20 protein-coding genes are annotated in these 17,986 nt (G+C 47.0%); 14 read left to right on the top strand and 6 right to left on the bottom strand.

The window, feature by feature from the left end:
- Window positions 1-4 precede the first annotated feature (4 nt).
- The 5 genes from MKY01_RS27140 to MKY01_RS27120 all read left to right on the top strand — a co-directional run bounded on the left by MKY01_RS27140 (window position 5) and on the right by MKY01_RS27120 (window position 4,510).
- On the top strand, window positions 5-1,681 hold the full coding sequence (locus MKY01_RS27140; protein WP_127546566.1) for a response regulator: 1,677 nt from the start codon (window positions 5-7) through the stop codon (window positions 1,679-1,681).
- An 86-nt stretch (window positions 1,682-1,767) separates the two neighbouring features.
- Complete coding sequence (locus tag MKY01_RS27135; RefSeq protein ID WP_036606989.1) at window positions 1,768-2,106, top strand: STAS domain-containing protein; 339 nt, start codon at window positions 1,768-1,770, stop codon at window positions 2,104-2,106.
- An 18-nt stretch (window positions 2,107-2,124) separates the two neighbouring features.
- Entirely contained in the window at window positions 2,125-2,577 is a 453-nt protein-coding gene (gene rsbW, locus MKY01_RS27130) for an anti-sigma B factor RsbW (protein ID WP_036606993.1), read from the top strand.
- Window positions 2,574-3,347 carry a sigma-70 family RNA polymerase sigma factor gene (locus MKY01_RS27125; RefSeq protein WP_036606995.1) on the top strand — a complete coding sequence of 258 codons (774 nt, stop codon included), beginning with the start codon at window positions 2,574-2,576 and terminating at the stop codon, window positions 3,345-3,347. Before rsbW ends, MKY01_RS27125 begins: the two co-directional genes overlap by 4 nt.
- 110 nt (window positions 3,348-3,457) lie before the next feature.
- Window positions 3,458-4,510, top strand: a complete 1,053-nt coding sequence (locus tag MKY01_RS27120; RefSeq protein WP_321163433.1) for a magnesium transporter CorA family protein — start codon at window positions 3,458-3,460, stop codon at window positions 4,508-4,510.
- A gap of 28 nt (window positions 4,511-4,538) precedes the next feature.
- Here MKY01_RS27120 and MKY01_RS27115 read toward each other — a convergent pair whose 3' ends face one another.
- The 4 genes from MKY01_RS27115 to MKY01_RS27100 all read right to left on the bottom strand — a co-directional run bounded on the left by MKY01_RS27115 (window position 4,539) and on the right by MKY01_RS27100 (window position 6,554).
- Window positions 4,539-4,904: a DUF5665 domain-containing protein gene (locus tag MKY01_RS27115; RefSeq protein ID WP_017692276.1), complete on the bottom strand. Its 366-nt coding sequence runs from the start codon at window positions 4,902-4,904 to the stop codon at window positions 4,539-4,541.
- Between the two features lie 84 nt (window positions 4,905-4,988).
- Entirely contained in the window at window positions 4,989-5,396 is a 408-nt protein-coding gene (locus MKY01_RS27110) for a YtxH domain-containing protein (RefSeq protein ID WP_076212649.1), read from the bottom strand.
- 64 nt (window positions 5,397-5,460) lie between these two features.
- The gene (locus tag MKY01_RS27105) at window positions 5,461-5,718 is read right to left on the bottom strand and encodes a GlsB/YeaQ/YmgE family stress response membrane protein (RefSeq protein ID WP_017692278.1); all 258 of its coding nucleotides are present in this window, start codon (window positions 5,716-5,718) and stop codon (window positions 5,461-5,463) included.
- Window positions 5,719-5,852: 134 nt separating this feature from the next.
- On the bottom strand, window positions 5,853-6,554 hold the full coding sequence (locus MKY01_RS27100) for a phosphatase PAP2 family protein (RefSeq protein ID WP_339284283.1): 702 nt from the start codon (window positions 6,552-6,554) through the stop codon (window positions 5,853-5,855).
- Window positions 6,555-6,731: 177 nt separating this feature from the next.
- Here MKY01_RS27100 and MKY01_RS27095 point away from each other — a divergent pair, with 177 nt between their 5' ends.
- Both MKY01_RS27095 and MKY01_RS27090 read left to right on the top strand, forming a co-directional pair.
- Window positions 6,732-7,751: an asparaginase gene (locus tag MKY01_RS27095; RefSeq protein WP_339284281.1), complete on the top strand. Its 1,020-nt coding sequence runs from the start codon at window positions 6,732-6,734 to the stop codon at window positions 7,749-7,751.
- 139 nt (window positions 7,752-7,890) lie between these two features.
- Entirely contained in the window at window positions 7,891-8,616 is a 726-nt protein-coding gene (locus tag MKY01_RS27090) for a pirin family protein (RefSeq protein WP_036607001.1), read from the top strand.
- A 96-nt stretch (window positions 8,617-8,712) separates the two neighbouring features.
- Here MKY01_RS27090 and MKY01_RS27085 read toward each other — a convergent pair whose 3' ends face one another.
- Entirely contained in the window at window positions 8,713-8,937 is a 225-nt protein-coding gene (locus MKY01_RS27085; protein WP_036607002.1) for a DUF1128 domain-containing protein, read from the bottom strand.
- 158 nt (window positions 8,938-9,095) lie between these two features.
- On the opposite strand from MKY01_RS27085, the gene yyaC reads away from it, so the two are divergent.
- From yyaC to MKY01_RS27060, 5 genes are all read left to right on the top strand, one after another.
- Complete coding sequence (gene yyaC / locus MKY01_RS27080; RefSeq protein WP_127546558.1) at window positions 9,096-9,653, top strand: spore protease YyaC; 558 nt, start codon at window positions 9,096-9,098, stop codon at window positions 9,651-9,653.
- A gap of 60 nt (window positions 9,654-9,713) precedes the next feature.
- Window positions 9,714-10,505, top strand: a complete 792-nt coding sequence (locus MKY01_RS27075) for an alpha/beta hydrolase (RefSeq protein WP_036607004.1) — start codon at window positions 9,714-9,716, stop codon at window positions 10,503-10,505.
- Window positions 10,506-10,776: 271 nt separating this feature from the next.
- Window positions 10,777-11,481 carry a DUF6483 family protein gene (locus MKY01_RS27070; RefSeq protein ID WP_339284278.1) on the top strand — a complete coding sequence of 235 codons (705 nt, stop codon included), beginning with the start codon at window positions 10,777-10,779 and terminating at the stop codon, window positions 11,479-11,481.
- Between the two features lie 96 nt (window positions 11,482-11,577).
- Window positions 11,578-12,825, top strand: a complete 1,248-nt coding sequence (locus tag MKY01_RS27065; RefSeq protein WP_339284276.1) for an SAM-dependent methyltransferase — start codon at window positions 11,578-11,580, stop codon at window positions 12,823-12,825.
- Window positions 12,826-13,016: 191 nt separating this feature from the next.
- Window positions 13,017-15,593: an O-antigen ligase family protein gene (locus MKY01_RS27060; protein ID WP_339284274.1), complete on the top strand. Its 2,577-nt coding sequence runs from the start codon at window positions 13,017-13,019 to the stop codon at window positions 15,591-15,593.
- Window positions 15,594-16,290: 697 nt separating this feature from the next.
- On the opposite strand, the gene MKY01_RS27055 is transcribed toward MKY01_RS27060, so the two are convergent.
- Window positions 16,291-16,638, bottom strand: coding sequence for a dehydrogenase (locus MKY01_RS27055; RefSeq protein WP_076328912.1), 348 nt, complete (start codon window positions 16,636-16,638; stop codon window positions 16,291-16,293).
- Window positions 16,639-16,798: 160 nt separating this feature from the next.
- On the opposite strand from MKY01_RS27055, the gene MKY01_RS27050 reads away from it, so the two are divergent.
- Together MKY01_RS27050 and MKY01_RS27045 are read left to right on the top strand one after the other, a co-directional pair.
- Window positions 16,799-17,413: a DedA family protein gene (locus tag MKY01_RS27050; protein ID WP_036607012.1), complete on the top strand. Its 615-nt coding sequence runs from the start codon at window positions 16,799-16,801 to the stop codon at window positions 17,411-17,413.
- A 2-nt stretch (window positions 17,414-17,415) separates the two neighbouring features.
- On the top strand, window positions 17,416-17,985 hold the full coding sequence (locus tag MKY01_RS27045) for a thioredoxin family protein (RefSeq protein ID WP_017692292.1): 570 nt from the start codon (window positions 17,416-17,418) through the stop codon (window positions 17,983-17,985).
- The last annotated feature ends 1 nt before the right edge of the window (window position 17,986 follow it).

The raw sequence follows: 17,986 nt of genomic DNA, 5'->3' as shown, positions 1-17,986 counted from the left end.
AGCCATGGGGCTCAATGAACCAATCCACATATTATTGGTAGATGACCGCCCTGAGAACTTGCTTGCTCTTGAAGCAGTTCTGGAATCGGAACAATATAAACTCGTTAAGGCAACTTCCGGAGAAGAGGCACTCCGCTGTCTGCTAAAAGACGAATTTGCGGTTATCGTTCTCGATGTGCAGATGCCTGGAATGGACGGAATTGAGACAGCAAAGTTAATTAAGGCACGGGACAAGTCCAAGGATGTGCCGATTATATTCATCTCTGCCAATAGCAGAGAAGCGGAGCACTTGTTTGCCGGATATTCAGCCGGGGCCATTGATTACATGGTTAAGCCATTTATTCCTCAGATTTTGAAATCCAAAATCGAGGGCTTTGTGGAGATGTTTATCACCAATAAACGTTTGAAGACACAGACCATGCTTCTTCACCAGAAGACACAGGAACTGGAGAAGATGAACCAACAACTCATTCAGGCCAAGGAAGAAGCAGAAATTGCAGCCAATGCAAAGACTGAGTTCCTGGCAATGATGAGTCATGAGATTCGTACACCGATGAACGGAGTTATCGGTATGGTTGATCTGCTGATGGAAACGGAACTGAGGGAAGATCAGAAGGAATATGCAGACATCGTTCGTCGCAGCGCAGATGCACTTGTCACGGTCATCAACGACATTCTTGATTTTACCAAGATGGAATCCGGCAAAATGGAACTGGAAGAGCATCCTTTTGAAATTGTCTCCTGTATTCGGGAAGTGTTGGGATTGTTTGCTGCAGAAGCAGGCAAAAAGAATCTGGAACTGGATTATTTCCTGGAAGATTCTGTACCTGAATTAATCTATGGAGATATGGCAAGGCTCCGTCAGGTTCTCTTGAATCTTATTGCCAATGCGATCAAATTTACCGATCAGGGTGGAGTTTATCTGATCGTGTCAGTTAAGGAAGAAGAGGATGGAGAAATGGCATTGGAGTTTGCCGTTAAAGACACCGGGATAGGTATCGCTTCAGACAAAGTTGATCGCCTGTTCCAGCCGTTTTCCCAGCTGGATACATCCATGACACGTAAATACGGTGGAACTGGCTTAGGACTGGCAATATGCAAGACTCTGGTTGAAATGATGGGTGGACAGATCTATCTGGATACAACAGAGCAACGGGGAGCAACGTTTGTATTTACAATTCAGGCGAAACGTTATGTAGAAACTGAACTGGTCCAGGGGAACGGGGAAGAGAAACCAACGGATGTGAAAAATGAGAATAAATATCCTACGGTATTAATTGTGGATGATCATCCGATCAACCAGAAGTTGATGGCGATTATGCTTGGTAAGCTGGGGTTGCTCTCAGACATTGCTGAAGATGGACAGAGCGCACTCGATATGGTAAACGGCAGCCGTTATCCCTATGACTATGTGTTTATGGATCTGCAGATGCCTGTGATGGACGGTTTGGAATGTACACGGCGGATTCGAGAGAGTCTGTCCCAGTCTAATCAGCCAATCATTATAGCCATGACTGCTAACGTAATGGAAGGTATTCAGCAGCGCTGTATTGCTGCCGGCATGGATGATTATATTAGTAAACCGGTGAAAATGGGCAATGTAAAACAGAAAATAGCCCAGTTTCAGAAACAACGACAAATGTTAGAACCAGGCCCTTCAGCCATGAATCAGGCCAATTGAAACATTTTCCAAACTTCTTTCTGATTCACTCATGCTGAAGTTGGGTTATTAGGTAAGGAAACCATTGATCAGGAGAGAGATGTCTAATGAATACAAATAAAAATGAAAAATTCAATGCAAGAACTGAAACTCAGGACGGCGTGTGCACGGTGTATCTGACTGGCGAACTGGATTTGTCGGTTGCTCCTGACTTCCGCTTGGTGATGGAGCCGCTCGTGGATAACAAGGAACAGGATCTTGTGATTAACATGAAAGAATTGAAGTATATCGATAGTACAGGGATTGGTATCCTGTTATCTGTTCTGAAGGCCAGACATGGAATGGAAGCTCGCTTTGAAGTACAGGAAGTTCCTGCGCAGATTCAGAAACTTTTTGACATGACGGGCATCGCCAAATTCTTTGTCACACAGAAGAATTCCCAATAGGAAAGGATCGAAAAAGGAATGAATGCAGAAGTTCAAAGAGTCACCCTTAATTTACCTGCGACAGCTGATTACGTTGATATTGTAAGACTCAATCTCTATGGAGTAGCATCCAAAATGGGATTTTCCTACGAAGACATTGAGGATATGAAAGTTGCTGTATCCGAGGCCTGTAACAACTCTGTATTGTATGCCTACTCACACGAAGGCGGCATGGTTGAAGTTGTATTCGAAGTGGATGGCGAAACATTGTCCATTATTGTCAAGGACGAAGGTGCCAGCTTCGAGAACATGAACCCTGCTGTGTCACGTGCCGGTCTACACGACAAAGAACTGACGGAAGCACAGATTGGCGGACTTGGGTTCTACCTGATGCAAGCCTTGATGGATGATGTCAGTGTGGAAAGTGAGACGGGCAAAGGTACGAAAGTAGTACTCGTAAAACGTCTTGCAAGAAGTGAGGAGAAAGTATGAATGAAAAAGTGACTCCCCCAGAGTCCATGTCTGAAGCTATAGGTTTGATCTGGGAATACCAGCAGACCCTAGATAATGAAATTGCAACAGTTCTCATCCGTAAATATGAACCAATGGTCAAGATGGCAGCAGGTAAAATCGCTCGGAATCGCCCCGATCTATACGAAGACTTGTATCAGACCGGGCAGATGGCTTTGATTCGTTTGCTTAAGCAATACGATATCAACCTGGGTATTCCGTTTGAACCTTATGCCATGAAGAGCATGATCGGTCATATGAAGAACTACTTGCGTGATAAATCCTGGTATATTCAGGTGCCCCGGAGGATTAAGGAAAAGGGAGCCCTTGTGCAACATGCCATTGATGAGTTAACCGTTAAGCTGGAGCGCTCACCCGGTGTGAACGAAATTGCTGAATACCTTGATCTGACTGCAGAAGAGACAATTGAAGTTCTGGCTGGTCGGGAATGTTACCACTATGTATCACTGGATTCTCCTTTATCTCAGGATGACAGTGCAGCAACATTGGGAGAACTGATCAGTGCAGATGTTAATGACTATGATTCGGTCGAAAAACGGATGGACTTGCAACAGGCATTGGGACAATTGAAGGAACAAGAACAGCAGGTACTTATTCTAGCATTCCAGGATGGCCAATCTCAGCGGGCAATTGCCCAGAAGCTTGGTGTTTCACAGATGAGTGTATCTCGGATTCAGAAGCGAGCTACAGAGAAACTGAAACAGATCATGTCTAATGCTTCAATGTTATGACAAATGGAACCCTAATGTTGTTGAGTACGGCATAAAGAAGGACACGTCAATGCGCTGAAATGCATACGTGTCCTTTTTGGGATCAAAAAGATGGGCATGCAATGAAGAACATGAGTGCAGGAGTGGATAAAGTGATTATGAACCAAATCAAGTTGGAAGCTCGCCGTGACAAGTTATCTTGCTCGGACCATTGGCAATGGTGGGATTGGGTTGCACCTGACACCGATAGCATGAACGATGCGTTGGAGGAGCTGACAGAGGCGTTTCCGGATATGCGGTATTGGCTTCATAAGATTCCGGAAGTGGAATCGAATTATTTGTCCGTACGTTTCGTGAATGGTAAAGAACCAGTCATATTTGGTTCATTGTTGTATGCTGTCAAGAATGAGAGAGATGACAAACGTCAAGATAATCAGATGTTTTTCTATGTCGATCGCAATAACCTGGTTACCTTGAATATGGATGACAATACACGAGGTATTATGAAGACGGATGAACGTGCCCATATGTTACAGCAATGTAGTGAAGCCAGGGACGGGATGTTTGTACTTTTTCGAGCTATACTGCATTACTACCATGTGGGGATGGATCATTTTGAGATGAACCTGCGTGATCTGGAACGGAAGATGGAATCCCGCAATGCCCGCACCTTGATGGACCAGATTCTCGCCGCTCGATTTGAATTATTGTATTGGAGTAATCTGTTCATCCCTTACTCGGAACTGATGGCTGCTTCACATGAGGCTTACCTTGATGAAATAAATGAAAATCGATATTTCCAGCAACTCCAACATCGGGTAGAGCGAATGGAACGTTTGTTTAGTCACTACGAGAAAGAGATCGATACGTTAATCTCCATTGATAATGCGATCTCCGGTGTACGTGGCAATGAGATCATGAAGACGCTGACCATTGTCACTGCTGTGTTCATACCTGCCACGGCAGCTGGCGCGATCTGGGGGATGAACTTTGAGAACCTGCCCTTTATCGACAAATCATGGGGAGTTGTACTGGTCCTTGTTGTCATTATCTTAAGCATGATCAGCATGTATGTATGGCTGATGATGAAAGGCTGGACAGGAGATCTGCTCAAAGTGAAATCTTCACAGCCTTCAGCTGAAGAGACAGAGAAAAAAGGAGCTATGGAAAAACGTAAGGGATAGCCTACTGGTGGTTAGTCCTCTTAGTTTCTTAGTTTTTGTAATCTTCAATATAACCAAGCAAGTCAGCGATATATTGGCCCACAATCGGCATATTCACGAATTGGCTGAGAATGAATGCCAGCAAACCGAGAACAACAAAGGTACCCACAGTCAGACCAAGACCTCGTGCCATGCCCGCTGTAAAATTGGTAATAATCCGCTTTTTGGGACTGCTGTAATTCTCAATAATATCCTTGATCTGTGCTCTCTCCAGGCTGTCCGCAATCTGGTCCAGACGGGTGTTCAATCGCTTTACCTCATGACGTAATTCAAAAGGATGCTCGCTTGTATCATACTGCTGGGCCGGTGTTCCTCCTGTAATTGGAGTATTACCGTTGATTGTAACTTTACTCATATTATTTGTCCTCCTCAACTCTCATTGGATAAAAAATAGCCAGCTGGAGTGCAGCTGGCTATTGGTCACTCGATCTGTATCGCCTTACAGGCTAGTCGAGTTAAGTTCTTTACGTGCATCTTCCTTCGCTTCAACGGAAGCGGCAGCCACTTCATCAGATGCACGGGATGCTTCGTTAGCCACATCAGCGGACGCTTTTCTCACAGAGTCCATTACATCATTGCGGCCTTGATTTACCGTTTTTGCAATATCGGAAGTTTTGGAAGAGACCGTTTTAGCCAGTTCAGTGGCTTTGTCACTTACAACAGTTGCCACTTCTTTGGTGCGGTCAGTAACGATGCCCACTTTCTCGGAAAGGTCACCACGCAATTCACGTCCCGGTTTAGGCGCAAAGAGTAGTGCTGCTGCAGCTCCCAGCAAACCCCCGATGAAAATACCTTTTGCGAAAGTTGAACCCGTCTGTACAGGATATTGCTCTTCTGCTTTATTCATGTCTAATCACTCCTTCTTCAATTTAAGAAACAAATACGAAACAACGAACACCTTGTTGCCCGAATCAGGCAGCCTGTCTTAGCAGTCTGGACACAAGCCCCAGCAAGAAAACAAAGAGCGCTGTACCAATGATGGCAGGGATAATGGCAAAGTTACCGATAACTGGTCCCCAGTTACCAAGCAAAAGTGCTCCCAGCCAGGCTCCGGCAAATCCGGCAATCATCGCACCGATTATGCCTCCAGGCATGTTGTGACCGGCAAGTGCATCTCCGATCAAACCGATGATGACAGCCATCACAATGCTGATAATGATGCCCCACATAACAACCGCCTCCTTTAAACTTGATGTAGGATGTTGTCTGTTCGCGTTTGCTTACTTCGTATATAAACCCCGTGCAACCCTGTGAAACAATAAAGATGAGGATGAATGAACTGGAAATTAGAGGAATTCATTCTTTAGCGGCTTTGTTTAATGCCTTTAACCATGCAGAAGATCCATGCCAAACCAGCGGCAAATCCAGTAAATACATCCGTAGGATAATGAACGCCCAACATGATCCGGCTGAGGCCAATCAATAAAATAAAACTGATACCACATAGAACAGGAAGCCACACACCGGAAGTGTTATGTCGCTGCCGTTCAATGGCCCAGATTACAAAGAGCATGCCGTAGAAGCCCATGGAGATCATGGCATGTCCGCTGGGAAAGCTGTACCCGTGAACGACCAGCAGATGATCCAGTTCAGGTCTGCTTCGTCTGAAAAATTCCTTCAATAACGTGTTCAGAATCCACATCATGGCAAAACTTCCCGTGAGCGCATATCCATATACAACAAACCTTGGACTGCGTTGAATGAAGAAAAGAAGAGCAAACCCTCCTGCAGCCACAGCAGAGATTTTGAATGAACCCAGTGCGGTTATGAATGCAGTGTAAGGGAATAGATGAAGACGTGAATCTGAATTCAGATAAAATAATTGCTGAATTTGATCATCCAGACGAATAATAACATCAGCACCCAACCAGGCACCGAGACCTGCCAGGATAAATACGACCGATGCGCTGAGGGCCAGACCAGCCATACCCCAGTTGAGGAGTGGACGTAATAACGTACCGGAATTTGGACTGAATGAGGCTGGTGAATACGTTTTGCGCGGCATAATGAGTTTCTCCTTCAGTTATTGTAGTAGATGAACATAGATGATAAAGCTATACCCGAAATGCCTGTCGAAAAAACTGTAAAAACGTCGCTTTTGTACTATACTATTTAAGATATCCCATGCGGCGTCATGACGCAAAGCAGAGATGAAATCGGGAGCACAAAGGAGAGAACTCGCATGGAGAGTGCCTTGTTAATTAAAGAATACCGTGCAGGCGTTATGGAATGCGCCCATTACGGACACATAAGTATTACGGATGAGTATGGACGAATCGTATACTCGGCTGGTGACCCTCATTTTAGAGCGTTCACTCGTTCATCTGCCAAACCTTTTCAAGCCATTCCAGGTATTCGGGCAGGAATTGCCAGTCACTATGGCCTATCAGCACAGGAGATTGCCATTATGTCCTCTTCGCATCGTTCGGAACCGGAACACATTCGGGTGCTGGAGCAGTTATCCGGTAAGATCGGATTGGGAGAAGAATGCCTGATCTGTGCACCAAGTTATCCGCTTAATGAAGAAAGCCGTAATCAATGGTTACGTGGACAAGGAGAGAAACGGCGCATCTTGCACAACTGCTCCGGAAAACATCTGGGAATTCTGGGGTACAGTCAGATGAAGCAGGTTGATCTGGGCAGTTACGCTGAACCGGATCATCCGGTACAACGAGAAATTCTTGAAACCTTTGCCGACCTGGCAGGTATTGAGGAAAAAGAGATTAAGCTTGGGACGGATGGCTGCGGCTTTCCGGTATTTTCTTTGCCGTTGTCGGCATTGTCGAACGCCTATCTGAAGCTCGCTTGTCCAGATCTTATCGCTGATCCTTCCACAAGAACAGCTGTAGAGACCATAACATCAGCTATGAATGAACATCCGTTGATGGTTGGTGGCACGGAGCGTGTAGATTCAGTGCTGCTGGAAGACGATAACATTGTAGCGAAGGGTGGATTCAAGGGGGTATTCGGTTTTGGTCTGAAAAAAGAAAGACTGGGAATCACCTTCAAGGTGCTTGATGGTTCCGAGGAAGAGTGGGCCTTCATTACCCAATCCATCCTGAAACAGATTGGTTATTCCAATGAGAGAACCATTGCACGATTGGCTGAAGTGTTCCCTTCTGACATCCGAAATGATGCGGGTACCCTTGTAGGTCATGCAGATAGTGAGTTCATTCTCCACTCACTTGAAGATAGCGTATAACCTTAAGAAGGGGCGTGATTAGAGTTGCCGGACCCCGGGTAAAGATGACATACCAACTGGTATTCATCTATACAATTCATATACACGCATGGACTGCCGCGGTAATGTGGCAGCTCTAAACCCTTGGAGGTGGATGAACATGATTAAAGTGGTGACATCGGAAGAAAGGCACACGTCGGATCGAGGTTGGATACACAGTGAATTCAGCTTTTCCTTTGCGGATTATGATGATCCAAGCAACGCCCATTTTGGCTGTCTGTTGGCTCATAATGAAAACACGCTGATGCCGCAAGAAGGCTTTAAGAAACATCCACATCATGATCTTGAACTTGTCAGTTATGTCATATCAGGTACACTCAAACATACGGATAGTATGGGAACAGAACAATTGCTTGAACCGGGAACGGTCCAGGTGATGAGTGCGGGTACGGGAGTGGAACACTCCGAGACCAATCCGTCAGCGGATGAACCGGTACGTTTCCTCCAGATGTGGTTTTTGCCATCGGAGCGTATGCTGAAACCTTCCTATACGAATCGGAGAATAGAGCCGCAGGAGCATTTGAATCGTCTATGTCCGATTGTATCCGGGCAAGGGGGCGAGGGAAGCGAAGGCGCATTGCCTATTTCCCAGGATGTAACCTGTTACCTGTCCCATTTGGAGTCCGGAAAGAAGTTGATGTACCCGCAACACGAAGATCGACGGACACATCTTTTCCTGATCAGTGGACATGTAGAGATTCATTGTTCGGATGGCAACTTCAACCTCAAGCCGGGTGATGCCGCACGAATTCGCAAAAGCTGTGATCTGCAAATCACGAGCACAGACAGTGAACCTGCTGAATTTGTTTTGGTTGACCTGCCTTAAGGATGGGATGTATTCCTTAAAAGATAGTCTGGAAATATAAATATGTGAAAAAGGACCTGTTCCCACGGTGATGTGGAAAACAGGTCCTTTTTTGGCTTAAGATTTACGAAGATTACCCAGTTCCGAAGCGACAGCTTCCACTTCAGAGATACTGAGATGTTCCTTGCTCAAAATCATTTCATACAGGTCAAACAGATCTTCATATTTCTCAAGTGGGAATGAAGAAGCTTGCATGGCGGCACCGCTTGCCATACGAAGTTTGGTTTTGATCGCTTCAATCATATATTCCATATTGGCTGCTGTTGCTTGTGATAAATCCATCGTTAAGTTCATCCCTTCCGTATCGGAAACTCTTGTTATTGTATCATGATTGGAAGCGCTCAGGCTAATGCTTTTGCGAGGAAACCAAGCATCGGTTACAATGATGGATACAACAACAGGATTTAACGGAAACCTGAGTGTACTGGAGGGAATACAGTTTGGCAGCGTATAAGCGAGAAATGGTTCGCCATCAAGGAAGGGAAGTCCGCAAAGGCGTGCCTGCAGAGAATCTGGTTTTATTTTTCAAAAACATCGTTCAACTTCATTCTCCAGCTGAAATCACGTTTGTCTGCATCGGTACTGATCGTTCCACCGGGGATGCTCTGGGTCCAATGACAGGAAGTTTACTGCAAGAGAGCGGAATGGAGAACGTGATTGGCACGCTGTCTTCCCCTTGTGATGCAGATACGCTGGAAAAGAAATTGGCACTTATTCCTGCACACCATGCCATCATAGCGATTGATGCATGTCTGGGTCCAAAGCAGGCGGTAGGTACATACTATCTCTCGAATAACCCACTCATTCCGGCCCAATCGGTCGGAGGCAAGCTACCCCCTGTTGGACAATACAGTGTAGCAGCTGTGGTTAATGCGAATGGACCAAGGCCCTATTCCATTTTGCAGATGACCTCGCTTCACTTGGTTATGGGGATGTCCCGAACGATTGCAGATGCCGCAATTGAAGCATGGAAATGGAGACAAACGTTTCATTCATGATATGTAGGCTTAATAATATACAACCTGAATTATTTAATTCGCGCAGAGAGAGGGATTCATATGGAAAAAGTGATGTGTGATGGAACGACGATTTGTTATGCCGAACAAGGTAAGGGAGAAGCACTCATTTTGCTCCACGGATACTGTGGCAGTTCATCGTATTGGGATGAGGTCGTACCTGAACTGGCACGCAGCTATCGCTGTATCGTACCTGATCTGCGTGGACACGGAAAAACAGATGCACCTGTAGGAAGTTATACCATCGAACAGATGGGCAACGATGTATTACAGTTGATGGATGAGTTGAATGTGGAAAAAGCGGTCCTTCTGGGACACTCGATGGGGGGATACATTGCGCTCTCGATTGCACAACGTCACCCGGAGCGTTTGAATGCATTTGGTCTGATTCATTCGACAGCCTATCCGGACAGTGAAGAAGCCAAGGAAAAACGCCTTCGTGCTGTATCCACCATTCAGACCGAAGGTATCGTGAATTTTGTAGATGGACTGGTTCCCGGACTGTTTGCACCGGAACATGTGGAATCGTTATCTAAGCATGTAACACGTGTGAAGGAAATTGGATACCAGACTGCTCCTCAAGGTGCTGTTGGTGCTGCACTTGCTATGCGAGAACGCCCGGATCGCCGCGATGTGTTATCGGCTACACCTTTACCTGTATTGCTGGTTGCAGGAGAGAAGGATGCTGTTATCCCGCCAGAACGTACATTTACAAGTGACAAGCCACATATCGTGCAAGCCGTGATTGCGGGTGCAGGTCATATGAGCATGTATGAAGCTCCTGAAGAGTTAATTCAGGTCATTAAACAATTTATGGCTGGATTATCGAAGTAATTGATGAAGTGATTAATGTTGATATCTTTAGAATATAGTTTGGTTTCTGGATGATTCAACCTCTTGTGGAGGAGGAGTAACCAGTTCCATTTCAACCGAGCCCCTGCCACGTCCCTTTGGGATAGGCAGGGGTTTAGTGTGTTCATGGCCAGAGCAAAGACACGTGTGTCTTGTTTTTGGCTTTTTGTCATGGCATGAATTAAAATAAATATAAAGGAACGATATGAGAACGATTGAATGTATAGGGTCGAATGATGAGGGGGCATACAGCATGTTCAGAAAAGATTATCTGCTCCGCATGATGGAGGAAATGACTGAAGCAATAGGCAAAGTGTTCACGCTCAAACAGCAGCGTAAGCACACCGAGGCATTGTCTGAACTGGATGAGTTGATGCGCAGGCAGTTTGGGTTGAACTTATCTCTACTGAACTCATTGCCAGCAGAGGATGTTATTGAAATGTTCCGTTTTCGCGGAATGATTGAGGTAGACAATCTGCAGCAAGCCGCGAGGCTGATTGAAGAAGAGGCTTACATCTATCAAGAGAAGGCCAAAGTGGAAGGCATCGATGATCAGGAGAGAATGGACGCAGAGGATGAGGCTGTCATTCGATTGATGAGATCACTTCATTTTTACCTGTATGCATTGAATCATGGCGCTAATCCTAAGTTATTGGACGCACTGGAACGGGTGGAGGGTGTATTAGGGCTTACGAAAGAATATGAACTTCCTGCTCGAACCGAAAGACAGCTTGCCCTGTATCGTGAACAACAAGGACGTTATGACCAGGCAGAGAACAGTTGGTACAGGCTGCTACAGCTTGGTGCTGAATTCCCGGTGAGCTACCGAGATGATGTACAGGCGTTCTATGAAAGGTTGAGCCCACTCACAGATGAACAACTGGAGCAGGGCGGTCTGCCACGGAACGAAGTTGAAGAGGGACTAGCTGAACTAAGTCGTCAAGAGATGAACTCATAAAATATGGATTGGATCAAGGCCTGTTACATGCCTTTACTTGGAGAGGGAACGGAATTGTGGTATGGTAACGGTTGACCAAACCAAATCGAAAGTGAGATGTACCCCGTGGATTCATTGCGAAAGCTTATACAAGACATCTTTGAACAGAATTCGCTGATTACAGCGACCTGGAGCCAGCTGCGCAGACGGGACAATGTCTCGTATACCAAAGTGCAAGTCAAGCCGGTGACACTGAAGAATCAGCTGCATTATCAATTTGCATTTCATTATAACAACAAAGTGCTGCACGAGAATTTGACTCCGGCTGAAGCGGCTGAGCGCATGACTTTGTTATGCGAAGAGACGTTTCGTCAAGGGCTGCTCTGTACGACCGAGGCAGACTATCAAATTTTGATCAGCAAAAAATATAAAGTATCCATTCTGACCAAATCTGCTTCCAAAACTGCGGTGGATCTGTCGCATAATCGCAAGAAACAATATGTATTAGAAGAAGGCGTACCTGTATCGTTCCTCGTTGAACTTGGTATTATGAACGAAGAAGGTCGTGTGCTGGCCCGCAAGTATGACAAGTTCAGACAGATCAACCGTTTCCTCGAAATGGTGCAGGATGTCATTCCACATCTGCCGGAAGGACGTCCACTGACCATCGTTGATTTTGGTTGCGGCAAGTCTTATCTGACATTTGCGTTATATCATTATCTGTCTGTACAACAACGGCGTTCACTCAAGATTATTGGGTTGGACTTGAAGGCAGATGTAATTGAACACTGTAATGATCTGGCTAATCGATTGCATTATGGCGATCTGAAGTTTCTGGTTGGAGACATCGCGGATTACGATGAATTAAATGAAGTGGATATGGTTGTCACACTGCATGCCTGTGATACAGCTACCGATGCTGCTTTGGAGAAGGCAGTTCGTTGGGGGGCTTCTGTTATTCTGTCTGTTCCTTGCTGTCAGCATGAACTGTTTGACCAAGTAGAGGCTTTCGTGATGAATCCGTTGTTGTCCCATGGCATCCTCAAGGAACGTTTTTCCGCACTGGCTACGGATGGGATTCGTGCCAAGTTGCTTGATCTGATGGGATACAAGACACAATTGCTTGAATTCATCGATATGGAGAATACGCCTAAAAACATATTGATTCGTGCTGTTCGCGGTCAGGCCGGCGAAGTGACGGAGATGTGGAATGAATACACAGCTTTCCGTGATTTCATTCATGCCGATCCATATTTGGAGCGGGCTTGTGCCGATTTGCTTCCTGGCGATGGCAAGCAGGCCAACGGGAAATCAAATTCGAGCAAAGAAACCGTTCAGGATTCCGCAAATTGCGACCTTTGCTGAGTGTGCCAATGACAATCCAGGGACATACTGCAATTAGGGTCCCTGAATGTAAAATGATATTCTATGCACATACTTCGTAGCAATCAACATTATAACTTTCAGATGTATATCAGGCAGAAGGACCCGTTATCGGGATCTTCTGTCTTTTTGTTATGCATATGGAGTGCTGGAAGGAAGGAGGGTGTATAAGGATGAAGAATAGGACAATGCATAAGGGAGTTGTAAGGTATAGACGAGGGTATGCGGCGAATGAGGAAGTGATGGAACAGGCGTTTGAAGGGTCTCACCATGCAAAAGGTACAGAATCTGTAGATAACAGGGACTTATGTAATGGGGACAATAAGGGTAGTAAAGATAGTACATATAATAGGGAAGATACATACAACAAAGATGATACGTATAAAAAAGATGATAAAAATAATCCAAATGGAGCTATTCAGACCGATGCATCAGGGAGTTTTTCTCAAAGTTTGAGGTGTAAACGTTATTCAGGATGGGGTTGGACTGTTGGGGTAGGCATACTCTCCATTCTCTTGCTGCTTGCAGGATGTCTGAGTCGAGGGCTGTACTATTCAGCGGATCTGTACCCTGTCCTTTTGATCGCAGGAGGAAGCATATTGATTATGTTTTTGCTTTTCCTTGTAGGTATTCGTCCACAGAAGGCGAGTGAACGAATACCCATATCATTGGGACAGGGTCGGGGGAGACTCGAACGAATCGTTGAGAAAATTTTTCGATTTCCAGGAATGTGGCGGGTATTATGGCCGCTGGGGATGATGACATGTTTTGGGCTACATGCATGGGTAGGCTCGGTGAGTAAACAGGGCAGCATGGATGAGATGCTGCGGTGGAGCTTGCTTGCGATGTTTACTCTGCTCACCGCAATACTGGCTGTGCGCATGGATGGTGCGCGTTGGTTAGCTTGCGGTTGGCAGATGGCAGGAGGCTTGCTTGTGCTAAGCGGCATCCTTGCCGTATGCGGGATATTGCCGCTGCCCTTCGGGGTGATGCGAACTGCTGACCCCGAGATCAGCTCCGCCGGAGCAAGGCTCGGCGGACTATTGCAGTACCCGAATGCGTACGGTGCCGTTGTTGGCATGTACGCATTGGAGCGGCTGACAGCCGCCGCACGAGTCATAGCCCGGCCTGTGCCGGCCGGGCGACTCATCGCGGCAGTGCTGCCGCTCATGCCCGCGCAAGCCGCGCTCCTGCTGAGCGAGTCGCGCGGCGCTTGGCTGGCGACCGGCTGCGCCGCGGTCGCCGCCTTTGCTTTGCAGCGGCGCGGTGCCCGCCTGCCGCTGCTGCTGGCCATGGCCGCGCCACTGGCGTGCGCGGCCTGGCTGTACCGCCAGCTGGCTGCTGCCCAGCTGGCGCCTGCACCCGTGCCCGGCCTGCTGGCACTGGCCGGGGCATGGGCAGCTGCGCTGCTCGGCACGCTGCTGCTGTGCCGTCTATGGCACAGCGGCGCCGCCAAGGCTCCACGCACCGCTGCCCTGACGGCCATTGTGCTGGCGGGAGCCGCCGCCGAACTGATGGCCGTGGCCTCCACCGCCGATCGCCTCGCGGCGGGTGTCGGCACTGGGGTGTCCCGCCTACAGATGTGGCGGGACGCCCTCCAGCTGTGGACCGAGGCCGCATGGCTCGGCCACGGTGGGGATACATGGCGCAACATATTCCGCGCCATTCAATCCTCGCCTTATGTTGGAGGCGAGGTTCACAACGGCCTGCTCGATCTCGCCCTGGACACGGGCATGATCGGCATCCTGCTTGTCACAGGGTGGTTTCTACTCACCCTGCGAAGCATCTTTCATTTTGCACCGCAGCTCATGCCTTCCGTGCTTATTTTTGGCCTGCATGGGGCGATGGACTTTGACTGGAGCTTTACATTATTTTGGATGCTCTTCATCTGGCTCGGTGCTTGGGCAGTCGCATTGAAGACGGAAACAGAGGGGGTCCAGCGATCCGGCGTAACTGTGAAATACACTCCTGTCAGATCCAAATCGGGATCTAAATTGAGATCTAAATCCAGATCTCTTTTCTTGCGATATTTATCAACCCAATCCCACCCATCAGCTGTCGCGATGCGTTCCTTCTTTCATATTTTTCAGCGAGTAACTGCTCGGCTAATAAGGGGATCCACAGTGATGATCATCCTTTTCTGGATTGGTGGAACAGTCTGGCTGACCTCTCGATATGCCGTAGCAGAAGTGCAGTACCGTCAGGCGATGTCTGAACCGGATGGCACTCCAGCACAGAAGGTGCATCTTGTGGCTGCCCTTCAGTCTAACCCGAATCGACCGGATATCGTGATATCCCTTGCACGATCTCTTCCGGGACGAGAAGCAGAATCACTCCTTTTAAACAGCTTGTCCCATTCCCCGATGCACCCTCAGATTTACATCGAACTGGGACGATTGGTAGCCCAATTCGGCGAAGGACAGCAGGCTGGAGAATATTTTGAACAAGCGATCGCATTGAATCGGTATGATGGCATTGGCCAATCCTCGGCTTTGTATTGGATGGAGCAGGTAGCGAGGCGGGAATGGAAGGCAGGATTCACGGATCGAGCCCAACAGACTGCCGCCGCTGGTGTTCAGATGTATGAACGGTATCAACTGCTGGCTGAGGAAGTGGAAGCAGGAAACGTTCGCAATGATCGTCGTTTTGTACTGGAAGAACATGCTCCAGGCTATGGAGAGAACCTGCGCAGGCTTGCTTCAGCTTTTTCTCATCCGTTTACTCCAGAGTTGACCAAGCGGAGCCCTTGAATCACTGCTGGATCTTGACGTTTACCCAAGCTATATGATGATGGATGTCAACGTCTAAAAATTCTGGGAGTCCAAGCCGGTTGCTCCTCGCGGATGGGTATGCGATTTTCTAAGGAACACAGGACGTCTTATTTGGCCTTTAGCTCCTCCTTTTAAATTGTAAGGAACATCAGACACGTTATTTCCGGAAATTCCCTAACAAAACCCTATAAAAGGCCAAAAATTCCGATATAACGTGTCTCAGATTCCTTAGATTTCTAAGAGTGCTTCAAATCCTTGAATAAGACGCCTCAGATTCGTTACCGCTCATGAGTATGAGTATGAGTATGAGTATGAGTATGAGTATGAGTATGAGTTATGAGTTATGAGCATGAGCATGAGCATGAAAATATACTCTCAGCTTATGTTCATACTCCCCATGGTGGTCGGCTTCATGCTCTGCTCGATCCGCAAGCCAGAGGACGCCCTGCATTCCACCTGGAGCGAAGCTTTACATCATAAATGAGCAATTCCCATTTATGTTGTCTCATTCGCTTGCTCGTACGTGAAGAAGGCATTAACATCACACGTTAAGGACACAGTGCCCGTGCCCTTACCCATTCCTAACATGTTCCTAACATGTTCAGATTCGCTTCAACCATTGCTCCGTTTTTCAGTAGGTTTGAAGACACAGCTATCTGCCTCATTCCTCCATAATCTACAGACGATAACCGCCAAATGCGTGCTGAAACGCATCTTTTAATGGTTCAACGTCTACTTCCCACATCGTGGCGATCTCTGCACTGACATCTGTGTTCCACCACTCACATAATTTCTTGCGGTTGTCGCGATTCTCCCCAATCCAGAGCAGATTTGTAATCACCTTACCGTAATAATATTCTTCCGCCTGTTTCATTCGTTCGGGAGAGACATATACTTTTAGCCTTTTGGCTGTCCGGTACAATTCCTTGCTGCATGCTCTGCGAATTCCTCTGGCGGAAGGAAGGTTTTGACCAGATTGCTTATGTTTGACCGGCGGAGAACCGGGTATTGACTTGTGTGACATCTTCTCACGCTCCTCTCCCCATACCATATGCGGACTGTTACGAACGGGACACTATCCTAACCTCGTGATGTAGCAACGTCCACAGCCCTGTGATAAAATAGGGACGAACATCCATGGTGCGGAGGGGCACCGCCAATCAGGATGGAGAAAGAGGGTTGAGATGGACTTTATTCATAACCTTGTTGGCCAATTGTTCGATTGGATTCAAAGTCTTGGGTACTTTGGAATCATGCTTGGATTAATGTTGGAAGTTATCCCAAGCGAAATTGTGCTGGCGTATGGAGGTTTTCTCGTTTCACAAGGTAATATCAACTTCTTCGGTGCTATGATTTTTGGTACTGTGGGCGGTGTGATTGCCCAGTTATTTATTTACTGGATTGGCCGTTATGGCGGCAGACCTGTACTTGAACGCTACGGTAAATACATACTCATCCAGAAAAAACACATCGACCATTCCGAGGAGTGGTTCCGCAAGTATGGTACAGGTGTCATTTTCACAGCGCGTTTTGTTCCGGTGGTAAGACATGCAATCTCCATCCCGGCTGGCATCACGAAAATGCACACAGGCAAATTCATCTTGCTTACTACACTCGCTGTTATACCTTGGACTGCATTGTTTATATATTTAGGGATGATTCTTGGAGATCAATGGAAGCATATTGATGAGAAAGCGGCACCATATGTTATGCCTATTTTGCTTGTCGCTCTCGCCCTTATGATCGTTTATGTACTTATTAAATGGATGAATGTTCGTAAAAAGAAAGGAAGTGTCTAGTCATGGGTAAACCCAACTTGTCTCACAAATTCGGTAAAGGTCTTCCACCGAAAGATTTTATCGAGAGTATGACCAAGAACCAAAGTGAATTCCAGGCCAACTATGATAGCTTTACTTGGTCGAACGAAGAGGATCGTGAGTTCTTTGAGAGCCTGAACCATCGCGATGATCTGCGTGTGTTAATTTTGGCTGCTGACTGGTGCGGGGATGTTGTCCGTAATATTCCGGTTGTGTTCCAGGCGCTTGAAATCTCAGGAATTCCAACAGAAGTTCTGATTATGGAGAACCATCCGGAAGTGATGGATGAGTTCCTGACGATGGGTGGCCGTTCCGTGCCAGTCGTTATTTTTGCAGATACAGGTGGTCATGTGTTAGGTCAGTGGGGACCTCGTCCGCAGCATGTACAGGAAGTCATGATTGAATTCAAACGCCTTAATCCGGATCGTGAAGCAGCAGATTATCAAGAAAATTTGGCTGTAGCGCGTCAAGAGATTGGTAAACGTTATGGGGAAGGAACGGAGTCACATGCGGCCATTATCCGTGAGCTGCGTGAACTGATTTCGGGTTACTAAG

Origin of the sequence: Paenibacillus sp. FSL R5-0486 (genome assembly GCF_037975155.1) — a bacterium.
Lineage (GTDB): Bacteria > Bacillota > Bacilli > Paenibacillales > Paenibacillaceae > Paenibacillus > Paenibacillus amylolyticus.
The sequence above is the reverse complement of the archived record's forward strand: the minus strand, read 5'-3'. Positions and strand labels throughout refer to the sequence as shown.